Source organism: Gracilibacillus pellucidus (genome assembly GCF_033949965.1).
Lineage (GTDB): Bacteria > Bacillota > Bacilli > Bacillales > Amphibacillaceae > Gracilibacillus > Gracilibacillus pellucidus.
Map to the genome: position 1 here is coordinate 1 of NZ_JAWZSR010000008.1, position 17,758 is coordinate 17,758.

Here is a 17,758-nt window from a genome sequence, read left to right on the forward strand (position 1 = left end):
CGACAAACCACTACGCTTTCCGCGGGTACGGCTTCAGCTAATTTTCATGAAGAAGACCACTTCATGAAAATGGATCTTCAGCTCGTACTGTTCCCGCAGGAGTCTTCGTGTTTTGTCTCCGCTGTGTGATGTGATCTAATGTTTGTGAGTGGAAATACGATGATTCATTTCCAAAAGGAATGCGCTTAGTCAAATGGCATGAAATGTAAGTATTCCTCTCTCTTCCAATAGAGAATATAACCAAAGCGGAGTATTCTGACGTAGCGATAATTCTAGCACTTACTAACAACAGAATGGGTGAGCGCATTTCGCGGAGTATCAAACATGGAGTAACGTCCACTCTCGCTTTTAGACTTCGTAAGTTGTTAGCTTTTTTTGTATGTTTTGATCGGACACTTGCGCTTTTGTTAGGAGGCGTGCTATTCTTTTGTTAGGTGTTTTCAAGCTCTTGAAGTGGACAAGGAAGAGGTGGAAACGATGCGTATCATAAAGAAAATTCCTGTCAAGAAAGTTGTAACAGAACAAAGCAAAGAACAACTAAGAGAAGAATACCAGTTTAAAATCTTCAAACTAGAACAAGAGTGCGAACAATTAAAATTTGAACAAAAAAAGTTAGAGCAACAATCGGATGCTAACAAGGCTGAAATCGCTGCTAAATTCAAAAAAGAAATGTCTAATCGTCACGATCATATCAAATGGTATAAGTATAAATTAGAACAATTGGAAATATTACCGATTGGAAGCGAATTGAACGATGGAGAGGTTGAAGCAGTTCTTGAAATAGAAGAAGGAATGCGTTGGGATGATATAACAAACCAAAAATCAATTATTGTTAAAGACGGTATTATTACAAAAATTACATAACAGGTGGTAAACAGAAATATGGATTATTTAAAAGTAGGTAAAATTGTTAATACACATGGTATTAAAGGTGAAATAAAAGTTGTGAGAATTACAGACTTTGAAGAGCGTTTTGAAGTTGGCGCGACCTTATGGATTAAAGAAAAGCATAAACCTGAGTTAAAACAAGTTACAATTGATGGACATCGTGTACATAAGAATTTTGACTTGTTACATTTAGAAGGTTATGACAATATCAATGATGTTGAACATTTCAAAGAATCGTTTTTAGTTGTGAAAATAGAAGATACAGTTGATTTAGACGATAATGAGTTCTATTATCATGAAATTATTGGCTGCCAAGTGGAAACAATGGAAGGTGAGCTAATTGGTAAGGTAACAGAAATTCTTTCACCTGGTGCAAATGATGTATGGGTGGTGAAGCAAAAAGGAAAAGAAATTTTAATACCTTATATTGAAGACGTAGTTAAAGTAGTAGATATGGAAGAACAACGAATTAAAATTGAACCGATGGAAGGGTTATTGGATTAATGAAAATAGATATATTATCACTATTTCCGGAAATGTTTACAGGAGTATTTGAGTCATCTATTTTAAAGAAAGCTCATGATGCTGGTGCTTTTGATTATAATTATGTGAACTTTCGTGACTATACAGATAACAAGCATAATAAAGTAGATGATTATCCCTATGGTGGAGGGGCAGGAATGGTGTTAAAACCTCAGCCTATTTTTGACGCGGTAGAAGCCATTGAGAAGGATGCGAATAAAAAGCCAAGAGTTGTGTTAATGTGTCCTCAGGGCGAGAGATATTCGCAAAAAAAAGCAGAAGAATTAGCACAGGAAGAACATTTGATTTTTATTTGCGGGCATTATGAAGGTTATGACGAGCGAATTAGAACAGAGCTTGTAACAGATGAGATTTCTATCGGAGACTATGTGCTGACAGGTGGAGAATTGGGTACAATGGTTGTAATCGATAGTATAGTAAGGTTGTTGCCTGGAGTGCTAGGTAATGATGATTCCGCAGTTCAAGATTCTTTCTCTACAGGCTTATTAGAGCATCCCCATTATACAAGACCAGCGGATTTTCGAGGATTGAAAGTGCCAGACGTTTTATTATCTGGAAATCATGCTCATATTGAAGAATGGCGCAGGAAAGAAGCACTAAAAAGGACCTTTTTAAGAAGAAAAGATTTACTTAATGATCTGGAACTAACAGAAAAAGAACAAAATTGGATAAAAGAATGGGAAAACAGTTGAATTATGCAGAATGATATGCTATATTGGTAGTTGCGCTTAAGTGAACGCTTAAGGTGAATAAACGATGTTCCGCTGCGTCTAATTCGATAAGAACATTGGTTTGGAAGGAGTGTAATAGAATGCAAAAATTAATCGAAGAAATTACAAAAGATCAACTTAAAACTGATTTACCTGAGTTCCGTGCTGGTGATACAGTAAAAGTTCACGTTAAAGTTGTTGAGGGTAGTCGTGAGCGTATTCAGGTATTCGAAGGTGTTGTCATTAAACGCCAAAACGGTGGTATTAGTGAAACATTCACAGTTCGTAAAATTTCTTACGGTGTAGGGGTTGAACGTACATTCCCTGTGCATTCACCACGTCTAGATAAGATTGAAGTAACTCGTCGTGGTAAAGTTCGTCGTGCTAAGCTTTATTACCTACGTAACCTACGTGGTAAAGCAGCTCGTATTAAAGAAATCCGCTAATGAAATGTGTGAAAAGGAGCTTGCGCTGTCAGGCTCCTTTTTCTTCTATTATCATATTTTACATATAAAAAAGGAAAGGGATCTTTTTATGGAAGAGAAAAAGACTGACTGGGTAGATTGGTTAAAGACAATTGTAATCACCGTGCTTGTAGTTGTATTATTTCGAGCTTTCATAGCTGTTCCTATTATTGTAGATGGTTCATCGATGTTACCAACACTAGAGGGTGGCGATCGAATCATTGTAAATAAGTTTAGTCAACTATACAGTGAACCAGATCGTTTTGATGTTGTCATTTTTCATGCAACGGCGAAGAAGGATTACATAAAAAGGGTGATTGGTTTACCTGGTGAAACGATTGTTTATCAAAATGATCAATTATTTGTCAATGGACAGGCCGTAAAAGAACCTTTTATACATAACGAAATTGAGCAGGCTACCTCCCATTATACGACTGATTTCACTTTGTTGGATATAGAGAATGGCGCTGAGGTAGTTCCTGAAGGTCATGTTTTTGTGTTAGGTGATAACCGACCAGGTTCAACTGATAGTAGGCAACTTGGCTTTATTCCAATGGATGAAATAGTAGGAGTTGCGAGCGTAAGCTATTGGCCACTCAATAAAATAGGCTTCGTAGAATAACAAGAAAAGAGGTGATACAAATGACTATTCAATGGTTTCCGGGACATATGGCAAAAGCAAAGCGTCAAGTACAAGAAAAGCTGAAGCTAGTGGATTTTGTCATCGAACTTGTTGATGCAAGAGCACCGGCTTCATCGGAAAATCCATTATTACAACAAATCTTAAATCAAAAACCGAAAATGATTGTTTTGATGAAGGACGATTTAGCAGACCGTGAAATGACAAATAAATGGCTTGATCACTTTACAGAGCAAGGAATGGTTGCTATTGCGGTTAATGTAAATGATCGTAAAGATATTCAACATGTTGTACAAAAGGCGAAGGAAATGGCAAGTGAGAAGATGGAACGCCTGAAAAGAAAAGGTGTACGACCAAGAGCAGCCCGTGCAATGATTATCGGTATACCGAATGTCGGGAAATCAACTTTAATTAATCGTCTTGTCCAAAAGAAAATAGCACAAACTGGAGATAAACCAGGTGTTACAAAGAAACAACAATGGATTAAAGTCAAGACAGATTTTGAATTATTAGATACACCAGGAATACTATGGCCTAAGTTTGAGGACCAAGCTGTAGGATACCGTCTTGCGGCAATTGGCACGATTAAAGATCAATTATTACCAATTGAGGATGTTGCGGCATTCGTTATTCAGTATATGCAACAAGCATATCCATCACTACTTGAAGAACGTTATCAAGTGACATTAGATTCAGAGGATATGGGTGAAATATTTGAACAAATCGGCCGAAAAAGAGGCTGTCTCGAATCAGGCGGTAGAGTGAACTTTGAGAAAACAGCAGATGTTATTCTACAAGATTTACGATCAGGCAGATTCGGAACTATCACATTAGAACAACCAAATCAAGAAATATAAATCAAAAAGAAAAGTATACACCATTCCTAACTAAATAGGAAAATGAGTGTATACTTTTTGCTTTAAAAAAACTTACGAAGTCTAAAAGCGAGAGTGGACGTTACTCCATGTTTGATACTCCGCGAAATGCGCTCACCCATTCTGTTGTTGGTAAGTGCTAGAATTATCGCTACGTCAGAATACTCCGCTTTCCACAGGCATGGCTTCAACTAACTTTTTCAACAAAAGCGGTTGAAAAAGTGGATTTTCAGCTCATGCTATTCCTGTAGGAGTCTCCGTATTCTGCCTTCGCTTTGGTTATATTCTCTATTGGAAGAGAGAGGAACACTTACATTTTATGCCATTTGACTAAGCGCATTCCTTATTGGAAATGAATCATCGTATTTCCGCTCACAAACATTAGATCACATCACACAGCGGAGACAAAACACGAAGACTCCTGCGGGAACAGTACGAGCTGAAGATCCATTTTCATGAAGTGGTCTTCTTCATGAAAATTAGCTGAAGCCGTACCCGCGGAAAGCGTAGTGGTTTGTCGGAGCTTTATACCAGCGCTCATTCTCAATAGAGTGGAAGAAAGCTTATCTACAGATAGACTATCGCTTTTAGACTACGTAAATGAAGTTGCGGTATTTCTTTAGTTTTTTGAAAAAGTGCCGATAATTTAAGAAACGAGGTTTTTATAATGGAAGAAAAATGGACGATTAGTCAGATTAAGCAATATTTAATGGATAAACAACCAACAGAGGAAGTATTACAGGTTTTGTATGCAGATGAGCGTAAAGGTGTACAGACGTTATTAAAACAATTTGAGAAAAGACAACAAAAAGTGAAAGAACAAGAAGAACTTTTTCACGTGATGAGTCAGCATGAACAAAAACTATGGAATAGCAATGTTTCTTTTATAGCAGGTGTGGATGAAGTGGGGAGAGGCCCGCTAGCAGGACCAGTTGTAGCCGCAGCCGTTATTTTACCACAAGAATTTCAATTGCTAGGCATCAATGACTCTAAACAATTATCAAAGAAAAATCGCGAATTGTTCTATCAATATATTACCGAAAATGCGATAGATTATGCTGTTGGAGTAGTAGAGGCAGCAGAGATTGATCAAATAAATATACTTCAAGCATCGAAAAAGGCGATGTATCAAGCCTTAGATAAGCTTCAGAAGAAAGAACATGTGTTGATAGATGCTGTCCCCTTGGAGCGTTTACATGTACCTAGTGATGCGATTGTTAAAGGCGATCAGAAAAGTATTTCCATTGCGGCGGCGAGTATCGTTGCAAAAGTTACAAGAGATCGAATGATGGAACAATTGCACCAACAATTACCTGCCTATGGCTTTGATAGAAATAGTGGATATGGTACGACAGAGCATATTAATGCATTAAAGTCTCAAGGAATAACATCGTATCATCGACAGAGCTTTTTAAAATTTTTAACGGAAAAGGGGTAGTATTATGCAAGGTGTACACTCGTTTACGAATATGTTAAGAACAGGAAATTCAAACAAAACGAGCGATGCAAATAGCTTAAGGCCGGGACAAATGTTAAGGGGGCAAGTACTGGAGATTTACCCAAATCAACGCGCAGCGATTCAGTTGGGTGGAGCACAAGTAGTAGCTCAGCTTGAGACAGCGTTGTCAGCTAAAGAAAACTACCTTTTTCAAGTAACATCAGTTGGAGATGTGATTCACTTAAAGAAAGTAACGGAATCATTTACTCAGCCAAATCGAGCAGCAGAACAAATGATGCAGCAACTCGGCTTACAAAACAATCGGCCATTAACATCATTTGTACAGCAACTAGTGCATAAACAAATTCCTTTTACACATAACGAGGTACACAGCCTAGCAACGTTGCTAGATAAATTTGGCTACAATCAGACAAATAGAGATGTATTAATGTCAATGTTAACCCGTAATATGCCGTTAACAACAGCTACTTTTACTAGTATGGCGGCTTTTCAGTCTTTCTCCTTAGGTGAACAAATAAACCAGTTAGAGCAGCTATTAAGACTAAATAATGCATTGCAAGAGCAATTATCGATATTTGGTAAAAATGACAATGTTCAGTCACGATCCATGGTACAGCAATTTGTATTAAATAATCATGTTCAGTTAGAGCAATTGTTTACACGATTATTACCGGAGCAAGTCTCACAACTCGAGCAATTGGGAAATCGTCCTTTAACTCCTACACAGTCTAGTACATTTGCGCAATCCTTACATCAATTACTAAGCCAGCAACTACCGTTTCAAATTGAAGAGAGCAGTGCTTTTGAATCTTTTGTTAGTCGTTTAAATCAATTAGTTGCACAGGGGAAGGAAACCACCACATTGAAAGAGAATGTTACGAATCAAACATTTTTTAATAAAATGATGGTAACATTACCGAAAAGTGATCAAACGCTTATACAACAGTGGATAGAGCAATCATCGTCCAATGCAAGAACAGACGGGCAAGTTCTTACCATTTTACAAAGGCTAAATGCCCTACAAGTACCACAATCAGATCAAAATATGCTTAGAGCATTGTTATTACATGTGAACGGCACTAATCCTAGTTCACTACCGATCAGTGATCAATTTTCCCATATGATGAAGCATTTTATCCAAACGAGCGGAATAAAGGATGAAGCACAATTAGCAAGTATGGCGCAGTCGAAAAGCCAAACTACTAATACTGTTAGTACATTACTTCAATCTATAATGGTTGAAATGTCAGCAAGTGATCGTCAAGTAGTACGGCAATGGCTAGGCAATGCTCAACCATCTCCTGCAGAAAATCAGCAAATAATCAAGTTTATTCAACGTTTAAATGTTTCTGAAGGTAAGGTTACAGATCAGCAAACGATTAGGCATCTCCAGCAGTTGTTAACAACGGTAGATCAAACAGCAACGAAAGAGCAATTGTTGAACATAATGCGTCAAGCTATACAACAGGATACGTTGATACAAGGAAGAGAAGTTGAACAATCATTAAAACAAAATTTATTAGCTGTAAGTCAACAACATCCAGAGGTGGCTACTCAACAAATTCAACGCCTTATTCAAGCATTCACAGGATTACAATTAAACATGGTACCTAATAATGATCAAGTCATTTCTCAACAAGTGTATCATATCCCAGGAGAACGATTTGGTTTAGCTAATGACATACAGATGCAATTCGAAGGAAAAAGGCGTCAAGGCAGTGAAGAGATTGATCCCGACTTTTGTAAAGTACTATTCCATTTAGATTTGCAAACGCTAGGAGAGACAATGATTGCCATGTCTATCCAAAAAAGGATTGTCTATATTTCTGTATATAATGATCACAAAGATTTGAAACAAGTGATGGATAACTTTACACCGATCTTAAAAGAAAAAATGTCCACATTAGACTTCCATTTATCATCGGTTACACACAAATTAATATCAGGTGAAGCTAAGAATGATGGCCGAGTTAAGTCAGCGAATTCCAGCTTGGATTTGGTGAAAAATGAAGGGATTGATTATCGTATATGACTGAACAAGAAAGATATAAGAAGCGGGCAGCTGCACTTAGGTTTGACCCAGAAAGTGAGGTTGCCCCCAGATTAACAGCGAGTGGAAAAGGATATGTAGCAGAAGAAATAATTGAACGTGCCAAGGAAAATAATGTACCAATCCAGTCAGATCCTTCTTTAGTTCAAATGCTTTCAGAGATCAATATTAATGAACAAATCCCAGAGGAGTTGTATCAAGTCGTTGCAGAAGTGTTTGCTTACATTTATCAGATTGATAAAAAACTAGAGAACAAATAGCGATTCTAGCTATCTAACATAAAAAAGTCAAAATATTCATAGTCTTTCCTAGACAATTAGTAATACTTTTTTATACAATTAACATGCAGTGATTAATTGATGGGAGGATGAAAGATGAATATTCACGAGTATCAAGGCAAAGAGATTTTGCGCGAGTTTGGTGTTGCGGTGCCTAACGGTAAAGTAGCACATACAGTTGCTGAAGCTGTAGAAGCTGCTGAGGAATTAGGTTCTGCCATTTCGGTAGTAAAAGCTCAAATTCACGCTGGGGGTAGAGGAAAAGCAGGCGGTGTGAAAGTAGCAAAGAATATCGATGAGGTTCGTACATATGCCGATGAGATTTTAGGAAAAACCTTGGTTACACATCAAACAGGTCCTGAAGGGAAAGAAGTAAAGCGTTTACTCATAGAAGAAGGTTGTGACATTCAGAAAGAATATTATGTTGGCCTTGTGCTAGATCGTGCTACTTCTCGCGTTACGATGATGGCGTCTGAAGAAGGTGGTACGGAGATTGAGGAAGTTGCTGAGCAGACACCAGAAAAAATCTTCAAAGAAGTGATTGACCCTGTAACAGGATTGCTACCGTATCAAGCAAGACGTCTTGCTTTTAATATAAATATTCCGTCAGAATATTTATCGAAAGCGGTTAAATTCATGTTGGGCTTGTACCAAGCATTTGTCGCTAAAGACTGCTCTATAGCCGAAATTAATCCGCTCGTTACAACAGGTGATGGGGAGGTTTTAGCACTAGATGCGAAACTTAATTTTGATGATAATGCCTTGTTCCGTCAAAAAGGTGTTGTAGAAAATCGTGATTTAGATGAAGAAGATGAAAAAGAAATCCAAGCATCAAAATATGACTTAAGCTATATTGCACTTGATGGAAATATTGGGTGTATGGTAAACGGTGCAGGTCTTGCAATGGCAACAATGGATATTATTAAACATTATAATGGTGATCCCGCTAACTTTTTAGACGTTGGTGGTGGTGCAACAGCAGAAAAGGTAACCGAAGCATTTAAAATAATTCTATCAGATGAAAATGTAAAAGGTATTTTTGTTAACATTTTCGGTGGAATTATGAAATGTGATGTTATTGCAGAAGGTGTCGTTCAAGCAACGAAGGAAGTAGGTTTAACCATTCCGTTAGTAGTACGTCTAGAAGGTACAAATGTTGATGCTGGTAAGAAGATATTAGCTGAATCAGGTTTAAACATTTCGGCTGCAGAATCGATGGCAGACGGTGCAGAAAAAATCGTTGCATTAGTGAATGAGGCATAAATAATTTCTGTTAAGAAAAAGAGGAGGATCCATTAGATGAGTGTTTTTATAAATAAAGATACAAAAGTGCTAGTTCAAGGTATCACTGGTTCTACAGCACTATTTCATACAAAACAAATGTTGGAATATGGTACAAAAATTGTCGCAGGAGTTACACCGAAAAAGGGTGGCACAGAAGTAGAAGGAGTACCTGTCTTTAACACAGTAGACGATGCGGTTAAAGAAACAGGTGCAAATGCTTCTGTCATTTATGTACCAGCTCCTTTTGCAGCAGACGCAATTATGGAAGCGGTTGATGCAGAGTTAGATCTTGTTATTTGTATTACAGAGCATATTCCTGTGTTAGATATGGTTAAAGTAAAACGCTATATGGAAGGGAAAAAGACACGTCTAGTAGGTCCTAACTGTCCTGGAGTTATTACACCTGAAGAATGTAAAATTGGTATTATGCCTGGCTATATCCATAAAAAAGGGCATATTGGTGTTGTTTCGCGTTCTGGTACTTTAACATATGAAGCAGTTCATCAATTATCGGAGAAAGGGTTTGGTCAATCTACTGCGGTAGGAATTGGTGGAGACCCTGTTAATGGAACAGATTTTATTGATGTACTTAAAGCTTTTAATGATGATCCAGAAACAGAAGCTGTCATGATGATCGGTGAAATCGGTGGAACTGCTGAAGAAGAGGCTGCCGAATGGATAAAAGCAAATATGACCAAACCTGTTGTAGGATTTATTGGTGGTCGAACTGCACCTCCTGGAAAACGTATGGGGCATGCTGGAGCCATTATTTCAGGTGGTAAAGGTACAGCAGACGAAAAGATTAAAACGATGAATGAATGTGGAATTGAGGTTGCTGAGACGCCATCTGTAATGGGTGAAACCTTAATTAGTGTTCTGAAAGAAAAAGATCTGTATGACAAATGTAAGACACATTAAAAACAACTAAAGAAGAGCAGAAAAACTCGAATAGGATAAAAAGATCCAGTAAAGCGTTATTCGAGTTTTTCTTGTTTCTTCATTAATACAAAGAGGTGAACTTATGGATGGAAACAATTGAATGGCACTTAATTCATCTTCACTATATTACAGGAAACAATCGAAAACTTATGAAGAAGATTTTGCAGAAAGATTCAAGGCTTGAACACATTTACAAATGGGATGTTAGTGATTGGAGGGAAAAATGTTTATTAAATGAAGAAAAGGCAATTTTTTTAGCAGATAGGTTGAAGAATAAGGAAATAAAACGACGAATTGTTGCTTTTCGAAAGACCTATCAAATACTGACTATTTTTAATGAAGCTTACCCCGAAACGTTGAAGCAAATTCCAGATCCTCCGTTTGTTTTGTATCTCCATGGTAACTCACATTTGCTAACCCATTCTCCTAACCTTAGTGTAATTGGTACAAGATATCCATCAAAGTATGCTAAGACCATTATGAATCGCCTGCTTATCCCTTTAACCAACTATCATTTTCTTTTTACAAGTGGAATGGCATTAGGTATAGACGGTTTCGCACATCAATTGGCATTAGAGAACCAAGCACCAACGATTGCAGTTTTAGGTGGTGGCTTTAACCATGTATATCCTAGCCAACATCGTGAATTGTTTAATCAAATTGCACAGAACAATTTATTAGTATCAGAATACCCACCTGATCAATCACCAAGAAAATATCATTTCCCGGAAAGAAATAGAATTATAAGTGGTTTAAGCTTTGCAACGCTTGTTATTGAGGCAAAAGAGAAAAGTGGTACGTTAATTACGGTAGACCAAGCGTTAGATCAAGGAAAAGAAGTTTTTGCTGTACCAGGATCCATTCTTGCAGAAACGAGTTCAGGCTGTAATCATTTAATAAAAGAAGGGGCAAGACTAGTACAAGCTAGTGGTGATATTTTAGAAGAATATCTACTAAAGCAGATGAATAAAAAAGGAAAATAAATGTCATTCATTCTAGTTTTTTGTATAGCATTGTTTGACAAATCATAAGAAAGTATTTAATAATAGGGAAGATTTAACTTATAAAAAAGCAAAAATATCACATAGATAAATGGAATGATTTTGCCTCTCGGGAGGGTATAATGAATATGGCACAATATCTAGTAATCGTTGAGTCACCAGCAAAAGCAAAAACAATTGAAAGATATTTAGGAAAAAAATATAAAGTAAGGGCATCTATGGGGCATGTACGAGACTTACCAAAAAGTCAAACAGGCGTAGATGTAGAGAATAACTATGAGCCAAAATATATTACAATCCGTGGTAAAGGCCCTGTATTGAAAGATTTAAAAACTGCTGCCAAAAAAGCCGATAAAATTTTCCTCGCAGCCGATCCCGATCGCGAAGGGGAAGCAATTGCATGGCACTTGGCACATAGTTTAAATATTGATTTAGATTCTGAATGTCGGGTTGTGTTCAATGAAATAACGAAAGATGCGGTAAAGGATTCATTTAAGCATCCGCGAACAATTAACATGGATTTAGTAGATGCACAACAAGCACGAAGAATATTAGATCGATTAGTTGGTTATAACATTAGTCCTTTACTATGGAAGAAAGTAAAAAAAGGGTTAAGTGCGGGACGTGTACAATCTGTTGCCGTTAAGATGATTATTGATCGCGAAAAAGAAATTAAAAACTTTAAACCAGAAGAATATTGGAGTATTGAATCTATCTTTAAAAAAGGAAGACAATCGTTTGAAGGCTCTTTTTATGGTGTTGATGGTAAGAAGAAGGCACTTCAATCAAAAGAAGATGTGGAGAAAATTCTAGCGACAATAAAAGGTAATGAGTTTAATGTAGATAAAGTGAATAAACGTGAAAGAAAACGGAATCCATCCCCAGCTTTTACTACTTCCTCTTTACAACAAGAAGCAGCAAGGAAACTTAATTTCCGTGCTCGTAAAACAATGATGGTAGCACAACAATTATATGAAGGAATTGATCTTGGTAGACGTGAAGGTGGTATAACGGGTTTAATCACTTATATGCGTACAGATTCTACTAGAATTTCTGATACAGCCAAAGAACAAGCGAAAGAATATATTCAAAATAAATATGGTAAAGAGTATACAGGCTATTCAAAAAAAGCGAAAAATGCTGAAGGGGCACAAGATGCTCACGAAGCTATTCGTCCGACAAATGCGTTAAGAGATCCGGAATCATTAAAAACAGTATTGTCACGCGATCAACTGAAGTTATATAAATTGATTTGGGAACGATTTATTGCAAGCCAAATGGCGCAAGCAATAATGGATACAATGACTGTTCATTTAACGAATAATGGTGTTGAGTTTAGAGCTACTGGTTCGAAGATAAAATTCAAAGGATTTATGGAAGTATATATTGAAGGGTCTGATGATCAGAAGAAACAGAAGGATAAATGGTTGCCTGATTTATCAGAAGGAGAAAAAGTAAAAACAGATAAGATTACACCGAATCAACATTTTACGCAACCACCTCCGAGATATACAGAGGCAAGACTAGTGAAGACAATGGAAGAAAAGGGGATTGGAAGGCCTTCAACATATGCTCCAACCCTCGACACTATTCAAAGACGTGGTTATGTCGCATTAGATAATAAGCGTTTTGTGCCAACTGAATTAGGTGAAATTGTTATCCAGTTAATTGAAGAATTCTTTCCAGAAATCCTAGATGTTGCCTTTACAGCGAAAATGGAAGGTGACTTAGATGCAGTGGAAGATGGTAAAACAGAATGGGTACAGATAATCGACCAATTCTATACAGGCTTTGATCAACAATTGCAAAAAGCGGAAAAAGAAATGGAAAAAATAGAAATACGTGACGAACCTGCTGGCGTAACATGTGAAAAATGTGGACATGAAATGGTATATAAAATGGGGCGCTATGGTAAATTCTTAGCTTGCTCTAATTTCCCGGATTGTCGTAATACGAAGCCAATATTAAAAGAAATTGGTGTGAAATGCCCAAGTTGTAAAGATGGTAACGTTGTGGAAAGAAAAACGAAAAAACGTAGAGTATTTTATGGATGTGACAATTATCCGGAATGTGAGTTTATCTCATGGGATAAGCCAGTTGGCAGAGATTGTCCTAAATGTGATAGCATGTTAGTTGAAAAGAAATCAAAGAAAAAAGTCCAGGTACAATGTTCATCATGTGATTATCATGAAGAACCACAAGGCTAATGTCACTATATTTTGAATAATTACCGTAGAATTTACAAATCAATAAACCTTAAAGTGTTAAGTTTTTGTGAAATTTTAGATGTAATTAAATATTGATACGGAGAATCCGAACAATTAACCTGAATGAAAGTATTTTACTGTGAATGCCATTCAGTCATTATTGTTCGGATTCGTTATGTATACATAGCTGTTATTTTAGAGAGAGCTTATATAATCAAATAATTTACCTGAAATAGAACTATCAAACGGTTGAATAAGTCTTAATAAATACATAGTTTCATTAGAGAATCTTTTCAACAATCATATATATTTTGTTAAATATCGAACAATGTTATGATATATATGTAGAGTTCTTGATATATAAGTTTAGATGGCTATTGAATAGGGAATGAATATAATATTGAAGAAAGTCATGACAATTTTGTAAAATTAATTGCGGTCTTGCATCTATTGTGTTAATATTTTAACGCATTTAGAGGTGAATTATGAGCTTTTTTAATTATTGGATCACTTATTTAGAATATTTACAAATCGAAAAGAATGCATCAAAGCTGACAATTGATGCGTATGAGCAAGATATTGCTGATTTTTTTAATTTCCTAAATACCGAAAATATTCAGGAACTGAAGCACGTTGATTACCGTGTTATTCGGACATACTTAACTGTTTTGCATGATAGAGCTTTATCTAAAAGATCCATCAATCGGCATATTTCAAGCTTAAGATCGTTTTTTAAGTATTTACTACGTGAAGATATAGTCAAAGAGAATCCATTTGTTCATTTGCATATTTCTAAGTCTAGTCATAATATTCCTGACTTTGTTTATCAAGAGGAAATGAAGTTGTTGTTAGAATCAATCGATCAAGGTACAACGCTTGGTAAAAGGAATATGGCATTAATAGAACTGATGTATGGTACTGGTATTCGGGTAAGTGAGTGTGTACAACTCACACTAGATGATATAGACTTCGATCTTCAAACAATATTAGTCACAGGTAAGGGGAACAAAGAACGATATGTTCCTTTTGGTGAGTTTGCTGAAAAATCGCTACAACAATATATTGATCAAAGTCGAACAAAGCTTATTACGGATAAGAGTAATCCGGGCAATATATTATTTCTTAATGCGAGAGGGAATCCGTTAACAGCAAGAGGAATAAGGCTTATTATGAACAAATTAGTGGAGGATGCTGCTATTACATTACATATTCATCCCCATAAATTACGTCATAGTTTTGCAACACACCTATTAGATAATGGAGCAGACCTTAGAGCAGTACAAGAATTATTAGGACATTCACATTTATCATCAACGCAAATTTATACACACGTTTCGAAAGACCGCTTGAGTAATGTATATAAGACAGCCCATCCGAGGGCAAAGCGTTAGGAGGAATACAATGGATACTTTTCATGCAACAACGATATTTGCTGTTCAGCATAATGGTAAATCAGCTATGTGTGGTGACGGGCAAGTAACATTTGGAAATCAAGTAGTAATGAAACATACCGCTAAGAAGGTTAGACGATTATTTAAAGATCAAGTATTAGCTGGTTTTGCGGGTTCTGTTGCAGATGCTTTCACCCTATTTGAAAGCTTTGAAACAAAACTGGAAGCATATGATGGGAATTTATCACGTGCAGCTGTAGAGCTTGCAAAAGATTGGCGAAATGATAAATATTTACGAAAACTGGAAGCGATGTTAATTGTTATGAACAAAAAAGAATTACTATTAGTATCTGGTACTGGTGAAGTAATTGAACCAGATGATGGTATTCTTGCAATTGGTTCAGGCGGTAATTATGCTTTAAGTGCAGGAAGAGCATTAAAAAAACATGCTCCAGATATGGAAGCAAAAGATATAGCAAAAGCTTCTCTTGAAGTAGCAGGTGACATTTGTGTATTTACAAATGACCAGCTTATTTTAGAAGAACTGGAATAAGAAAGGAGAGGTTCGTGCATGGCAACTAATTTAACACCGAAACAAATTGTTGAACGTTTAAATGAATATATAATCGGACAAGAAGATGCTAAAAAAGCAGTAGCTGTTGCATTAAGGAATCGATATCGAAGAATGCAATTGCCCGAAAATCTAAAAGCAGAGATCGTTCCTAAAAATATTTTAATGATTGGCCCAACAGGTGTAGGGAAAACCGAAGTGGCTAGACGACTAGCAAAATTAGTCGGTGCTCCTTTTATTAAAATAGAAGCAACGAAGTACACCGAAGTAGGTTACGTAGGTCGTGACGTAGAATCTATGGTTCGTGATTTAGTTGAAATGTCCGTTCGCATGGTTAAAGAAGAAGCGATGGAAGCCGTACAAGAAAGAGCAGAAGAGCAAGCAAACGAGCGAATTATTGATTTGCTAGTACCGTCTAAAAAGAAATCAACTTCTAGTAAAAATCCGTTCGACATATTTATGAATCCGAACCAACATCAAAATAATACAGATAATACGAATGATTCGCAGGAAAAAGAAGATATTAAACAAAAAAGACAGCAGATGAAGCAACTTTTAGATCTTGGCGAATTAGAAGATAAAAACGTGACTATTGAAGTAGAAGAGCAAACTTCTAACATGTTTGATATGTTACAAGGTTCTGGTATGGAACAAATGGGAATGAATATGCAGGATGCTCTAGGTCAATTATTCCCTAAGAAGAAAAAGAAACGAACTGTATCAGTAAAAGAAGCGAGAAAATTATTAACCTATCAAGAGGCGCAAAAGCTAATTGATATGGACGATGTGACGCAACAAGCAATTGAAAAAGCAGAACAGACAGGTATTATTTTCATTGATGAAATAGATAAAGTAGCAATAAAACAAGAACAGTCAGCAAATGTATCTAGAGAAGGTGTACAGCGAGATATTTTACCAATCGTAGAAGGCTCATCAATAGTAACGAAATATGGCCCGGTGAAAACAGATCACATGTTGTTTATTGCAGCTGGTGCATTCCATATGTCTAAACCTTCTGATCTTATTCCGGAATTACAAGGTCGATTTCCGATTCGAGTAGAATTTGAAAAATTAACAGTAGCTGATTTCAACCGAATTCTTTCGGAGCCATCTAATGCACTTATTAAACAATATAAAGCACTGCTTGAAACAGAAGGAATTACCATTTCATTCACGAAAGAAGCGATTCAACGCTTGGCAGAGATAGCTTATGAAGTGAATCAAGAGACAGATAATATCGGTGCTAGAAGATTACACACTATTTTAGAGAAATTGTTAGAAGAGTTATCTTACGAAGCATCAGATATAGGGATAGGTAATATTGAGATAACAGAAAACTATGTAAATGAAAAATTAAAGTCAATAGCAAAAAACAAAGACTTAAGTCAATTTATTTTATAATTTGGATGGTGAAAAAATATGCAATTATTAGAAAAGACAAGACAAATAAATGCGATGTTACAAAAAACAAAACGAAAATCAGTAGACTTCACAGATATGTCGAAAAAACTACGAGATGTAATTGAAGCAAATGTTTTTATCGTTAGTCGTAAAGGAAAATTGTTAGGTTTTGCAATTAATCAACAAATTGAAAACTCACGAATGAAAAAAATGTTAGAAGAACGTCAATTTCCGGAAACATATACGGATAATTTATTTAATATCACTAGCACGACACCAAACCTTGATATCGACAGCGAATATACAGCTTTCCCTGTTGAAAATCGCGAGTTATTTCAGAATGGTTTAACAACAATTGTCCCAATAATTGGTAGTGGAGAACGATTAGGTACGTTAATTCTAAGTAGATTCTCTGAATCATTTGATGAAGGTGACTTAGTATTAGCAGAATATGGTGCAACAGTTGTAGGTATGGAAATATTACATGAGAAAACGAAAGAAATTGAAGAGGAAGCGCGTAGTAAAGCAGTTGTTCAAATGGCGATTGGTTCGTTATCTTATAGTGAATTAGAAGCTATTGCACATATTTTTGAAGAATTAGAAGGTAATGAAGGGTTATTAGTTGCTAGTAAGATAGCTGATCGTGTAGGTATTACCCGTTCCGTAATTGTAAATGCCTTGAGAAAATTAGAAAGTGCTGGTGTCATTGAATCAAGATCACTAGGTATGAAAGGAACATATATCAAAGTATTAAATGATAAATTCCTTGCTGAACTACATCAACAAAACATTTAAATCTAAAAAAGGTCTCCTCTTAAAATGAGGGGGCCTTTTTTAGATCTAATATAGGGAACGAAAAAAGATACATATCCAACATAAACGAATAAGTTAAAGCGGTTACAAAAACCTATAACTATTTACTTAATAATATATAGTTCGACAACAAACAACAAAAAATTCAACATTTTAATGAGTCTTTTGCCCTAAAATGAAAAGGGAATACCAATACTTTAGTAATGATGTGACGATTAGTCATAGACATAGCTGACTAATTAAT

At 36.1% G+C, this 17,758-nt stretch carries 17 protein-coding genes; all 17 read left to right on the forward strand.

Annotated features, from left to right (window positions below; all coding sequences use genetic code 11):
* Positions 1–477 precede the first annotated feature (477 nt).
* On the forward strand, positions 478–864 hold the full coding sequence (locus SH601_RS13050; RefSeq protein ID WP_319958772.1) for a YlqD family protein: 387 nt from the start codon (positions 478–480) through the stop codon (positions 862–864).
* An 18-nt stretch (positions 865–882) separates the two neighbouring features.
* On the forward strand, positions 883–1,392 hold the full coding sequence (gene rimM / locus SH601_RS13055) for a ribosome maturation factor RimM (RefSeq protein ID WP_319958773.1): 510 nt from the start codon (positions 883–885) through the stop codon (positions 1,390–1,392).
* Positions 1,392–2,123, forward strand: coding sequence for a tRNA (guanosine(37)-N1)-methyltransferase TrmD (trmD, locus tag SH601_RS13060; protein ID WP_319958774.1), 732 nt, complete (start codon positions 1,392–1,394; stop codon positions 2,121–2,123). Before rimM ends, trmD begins: the two co-directional genes overlap by 1 nt.
* A gap of 119 nt (positions 2,124–2,242) precedes the next feature.
* Positions 2,243–2,587 (forward strand): 50S ribosomal protein L19, encoded by a 345-nt coding sequence (gene rplS, locus SH601_RS13065; RefSeq protein WP_319958775.1) that lies wholly within the window; start codon positions 2,243–2,245, stop codon positions 2,585–2,587.
* An 88-nt stretch (positions 2,588–2,675) separates the two neighbouring features.
* Positions 2,676–3,227 (forward strand): signal peptidase I, encoded by a 552-nt coding sequence (gene lepB / locus SH601_RS13070; protein ID WP_319958776.1) that lies wholly within the window; start codon positions 2,676–2,678, stop codon positions 3,225–3,227.
* A 20-nt stretch (positions 3,228–3,247) separates the two neighbouring features.
* The gene (ylqF, locus tag SH601_RS13075) at positions 3,248–4,102 is read left to right on the forward strand and encodes a ribosome biogenesis GTPase YlqF (protein ID WP_319958777.1); all 855 of its coding nucleotides are present in this window, start codon (positions 3,248–3,250) and stop codon (positions 4,100–4,102) included.
* 685 nt (positions 4,103–4,787) lie between these two features.
* Positions 4,788–5,558, forward strand: coding sequence for a ribonuclease HII (locus tag SH601_RS13080; RefSeq protein WP_319958778.1), 771 nt, complete (start codon positions 4,788–4,790; stop codon positions 5,556–5,558).
* Between the two features lie 4 nt (positions 5,559–5,562).
* Entirely contained in the window at positions 5,563–7,611 is a 2,049-nt protein-coding gene (locus SH601_RS13085) for a transglycosylase SLT domain-containing protein (protein WP_319958779.1), read from the forward strand.
* Complete coding sequence (locus SH601_RS13090; RefSeq protein WP_319958780.1) at positions 7,608–7,889, forward strand: EscU/YscU/HrcU family type III secretion system export apparatus switch protein; 282 nt, start codon at positions 7,608–7,610, stop codon at positions 7,887–7,889. Before SH601_RS13085 ends, SH601_RS13090 begins: the two co-directional genes overlap by 4 nt.
* 114 nt (positions 7,890–8,003) lie before the next feature.
* Positions 8,004–9,170 (forward strand): ADP-forming succinate--CoA ligase subunit beta, encoded by a 1,167-nt coding sequence (sucC, locus tag SH601_RS13095; protein ID WP_319958781.1) that lies wholly within the window; start codon positions 8,004–8,006, stop codon positions 9,168–9,170.
* A 36-nt stretch (positions 9,171–9,206) separates the two neighbouring features.
* Positions 9,207–10,109, forward strand: coding sequence for a succinate--CoA ligase subunit alpha (sucD, locus tag SH601_RS13100; RefSeq protein WP_319958782.1), 903 nt, complete (start codon positions 9,207–9,209; stop codon positions 10,107–10,109).
* Between the two features lie 107 nt (positions 10,110–10,216).
* Positions 10,217–11,113 carry a DNA-processing protein DprA gene (dprA, locus tag SH601_RS13105; RefSeq protein ID WP_319958783.1) on the forward strand — a complete coding sequence of 299 codons (897 nt, stop codon included), beginning with the start codon at positions 10,217–10,219 and terminating at the stop codon, positions 11,111–11,113.
* A gap of 146 nt (positions 11,114–11,259) precedes the next feature.
* Positions 11,260–13,338, forward strand: coding sequence for a type I DNA topoisomerase (gene topA, locus SH601_RS13110; RefSeq protein ID WP_319958784.1), 2,079 nt, complete (start codon positions 11,260–11,262; stop codon positions 13,336–13,338).
* Between the two features lie 485 nt (positions 13,339–13,823).
* Positions 13,824–14,729, forward strand: coding sequence for a tyrosine recombinase XerC (gene xerC / locus SH601_RS13115; protein WP_319958785.1), 906 nt, complete (start codon positions 13,824–13,826; stop codon positions 14,727–14,729).
* 10 nt (positions 14,730–14,739) lie between these two features.
* Entirely contained in the window at positions 14,740–15,282 is a 543-nt protein-coding gene (gene hslV, locus SH601_RS13120) for an ATP-dependent protease subunit HslV (protein ID WP_319958786.1), read from the forward strand.
* Between the two features lie 18 nt (positions 15,283–15,300).
* Positions 15,301–16,701: an ATP-dependent protease ATPase subunit HslU gene (gene hslU, locus SH601_RS13125; RefSeq protein ID WP_319958787.1), complete on the forward strand. Its 1,401-nt coding sequence runs from the start codon at positions 15,301–15,303 to the stop codon at positions 16,699–16,701.
* Positions 16,702–16,719: 18 nt separating this feature from the next.
* A complete protein-coding gene (gene codY, locus SH601_RS13130; protein WP_319958788.1) occupies positions 16,720–17,496 on the forward strand; it encodes a GTP-sensing pleiotropic transcriptional regulator CodY in 777 nt (258 codons plus the stop codon).
* The last annotated feature ends 262 nt before the right edge of the window (positions 17,497–17,758 follow it).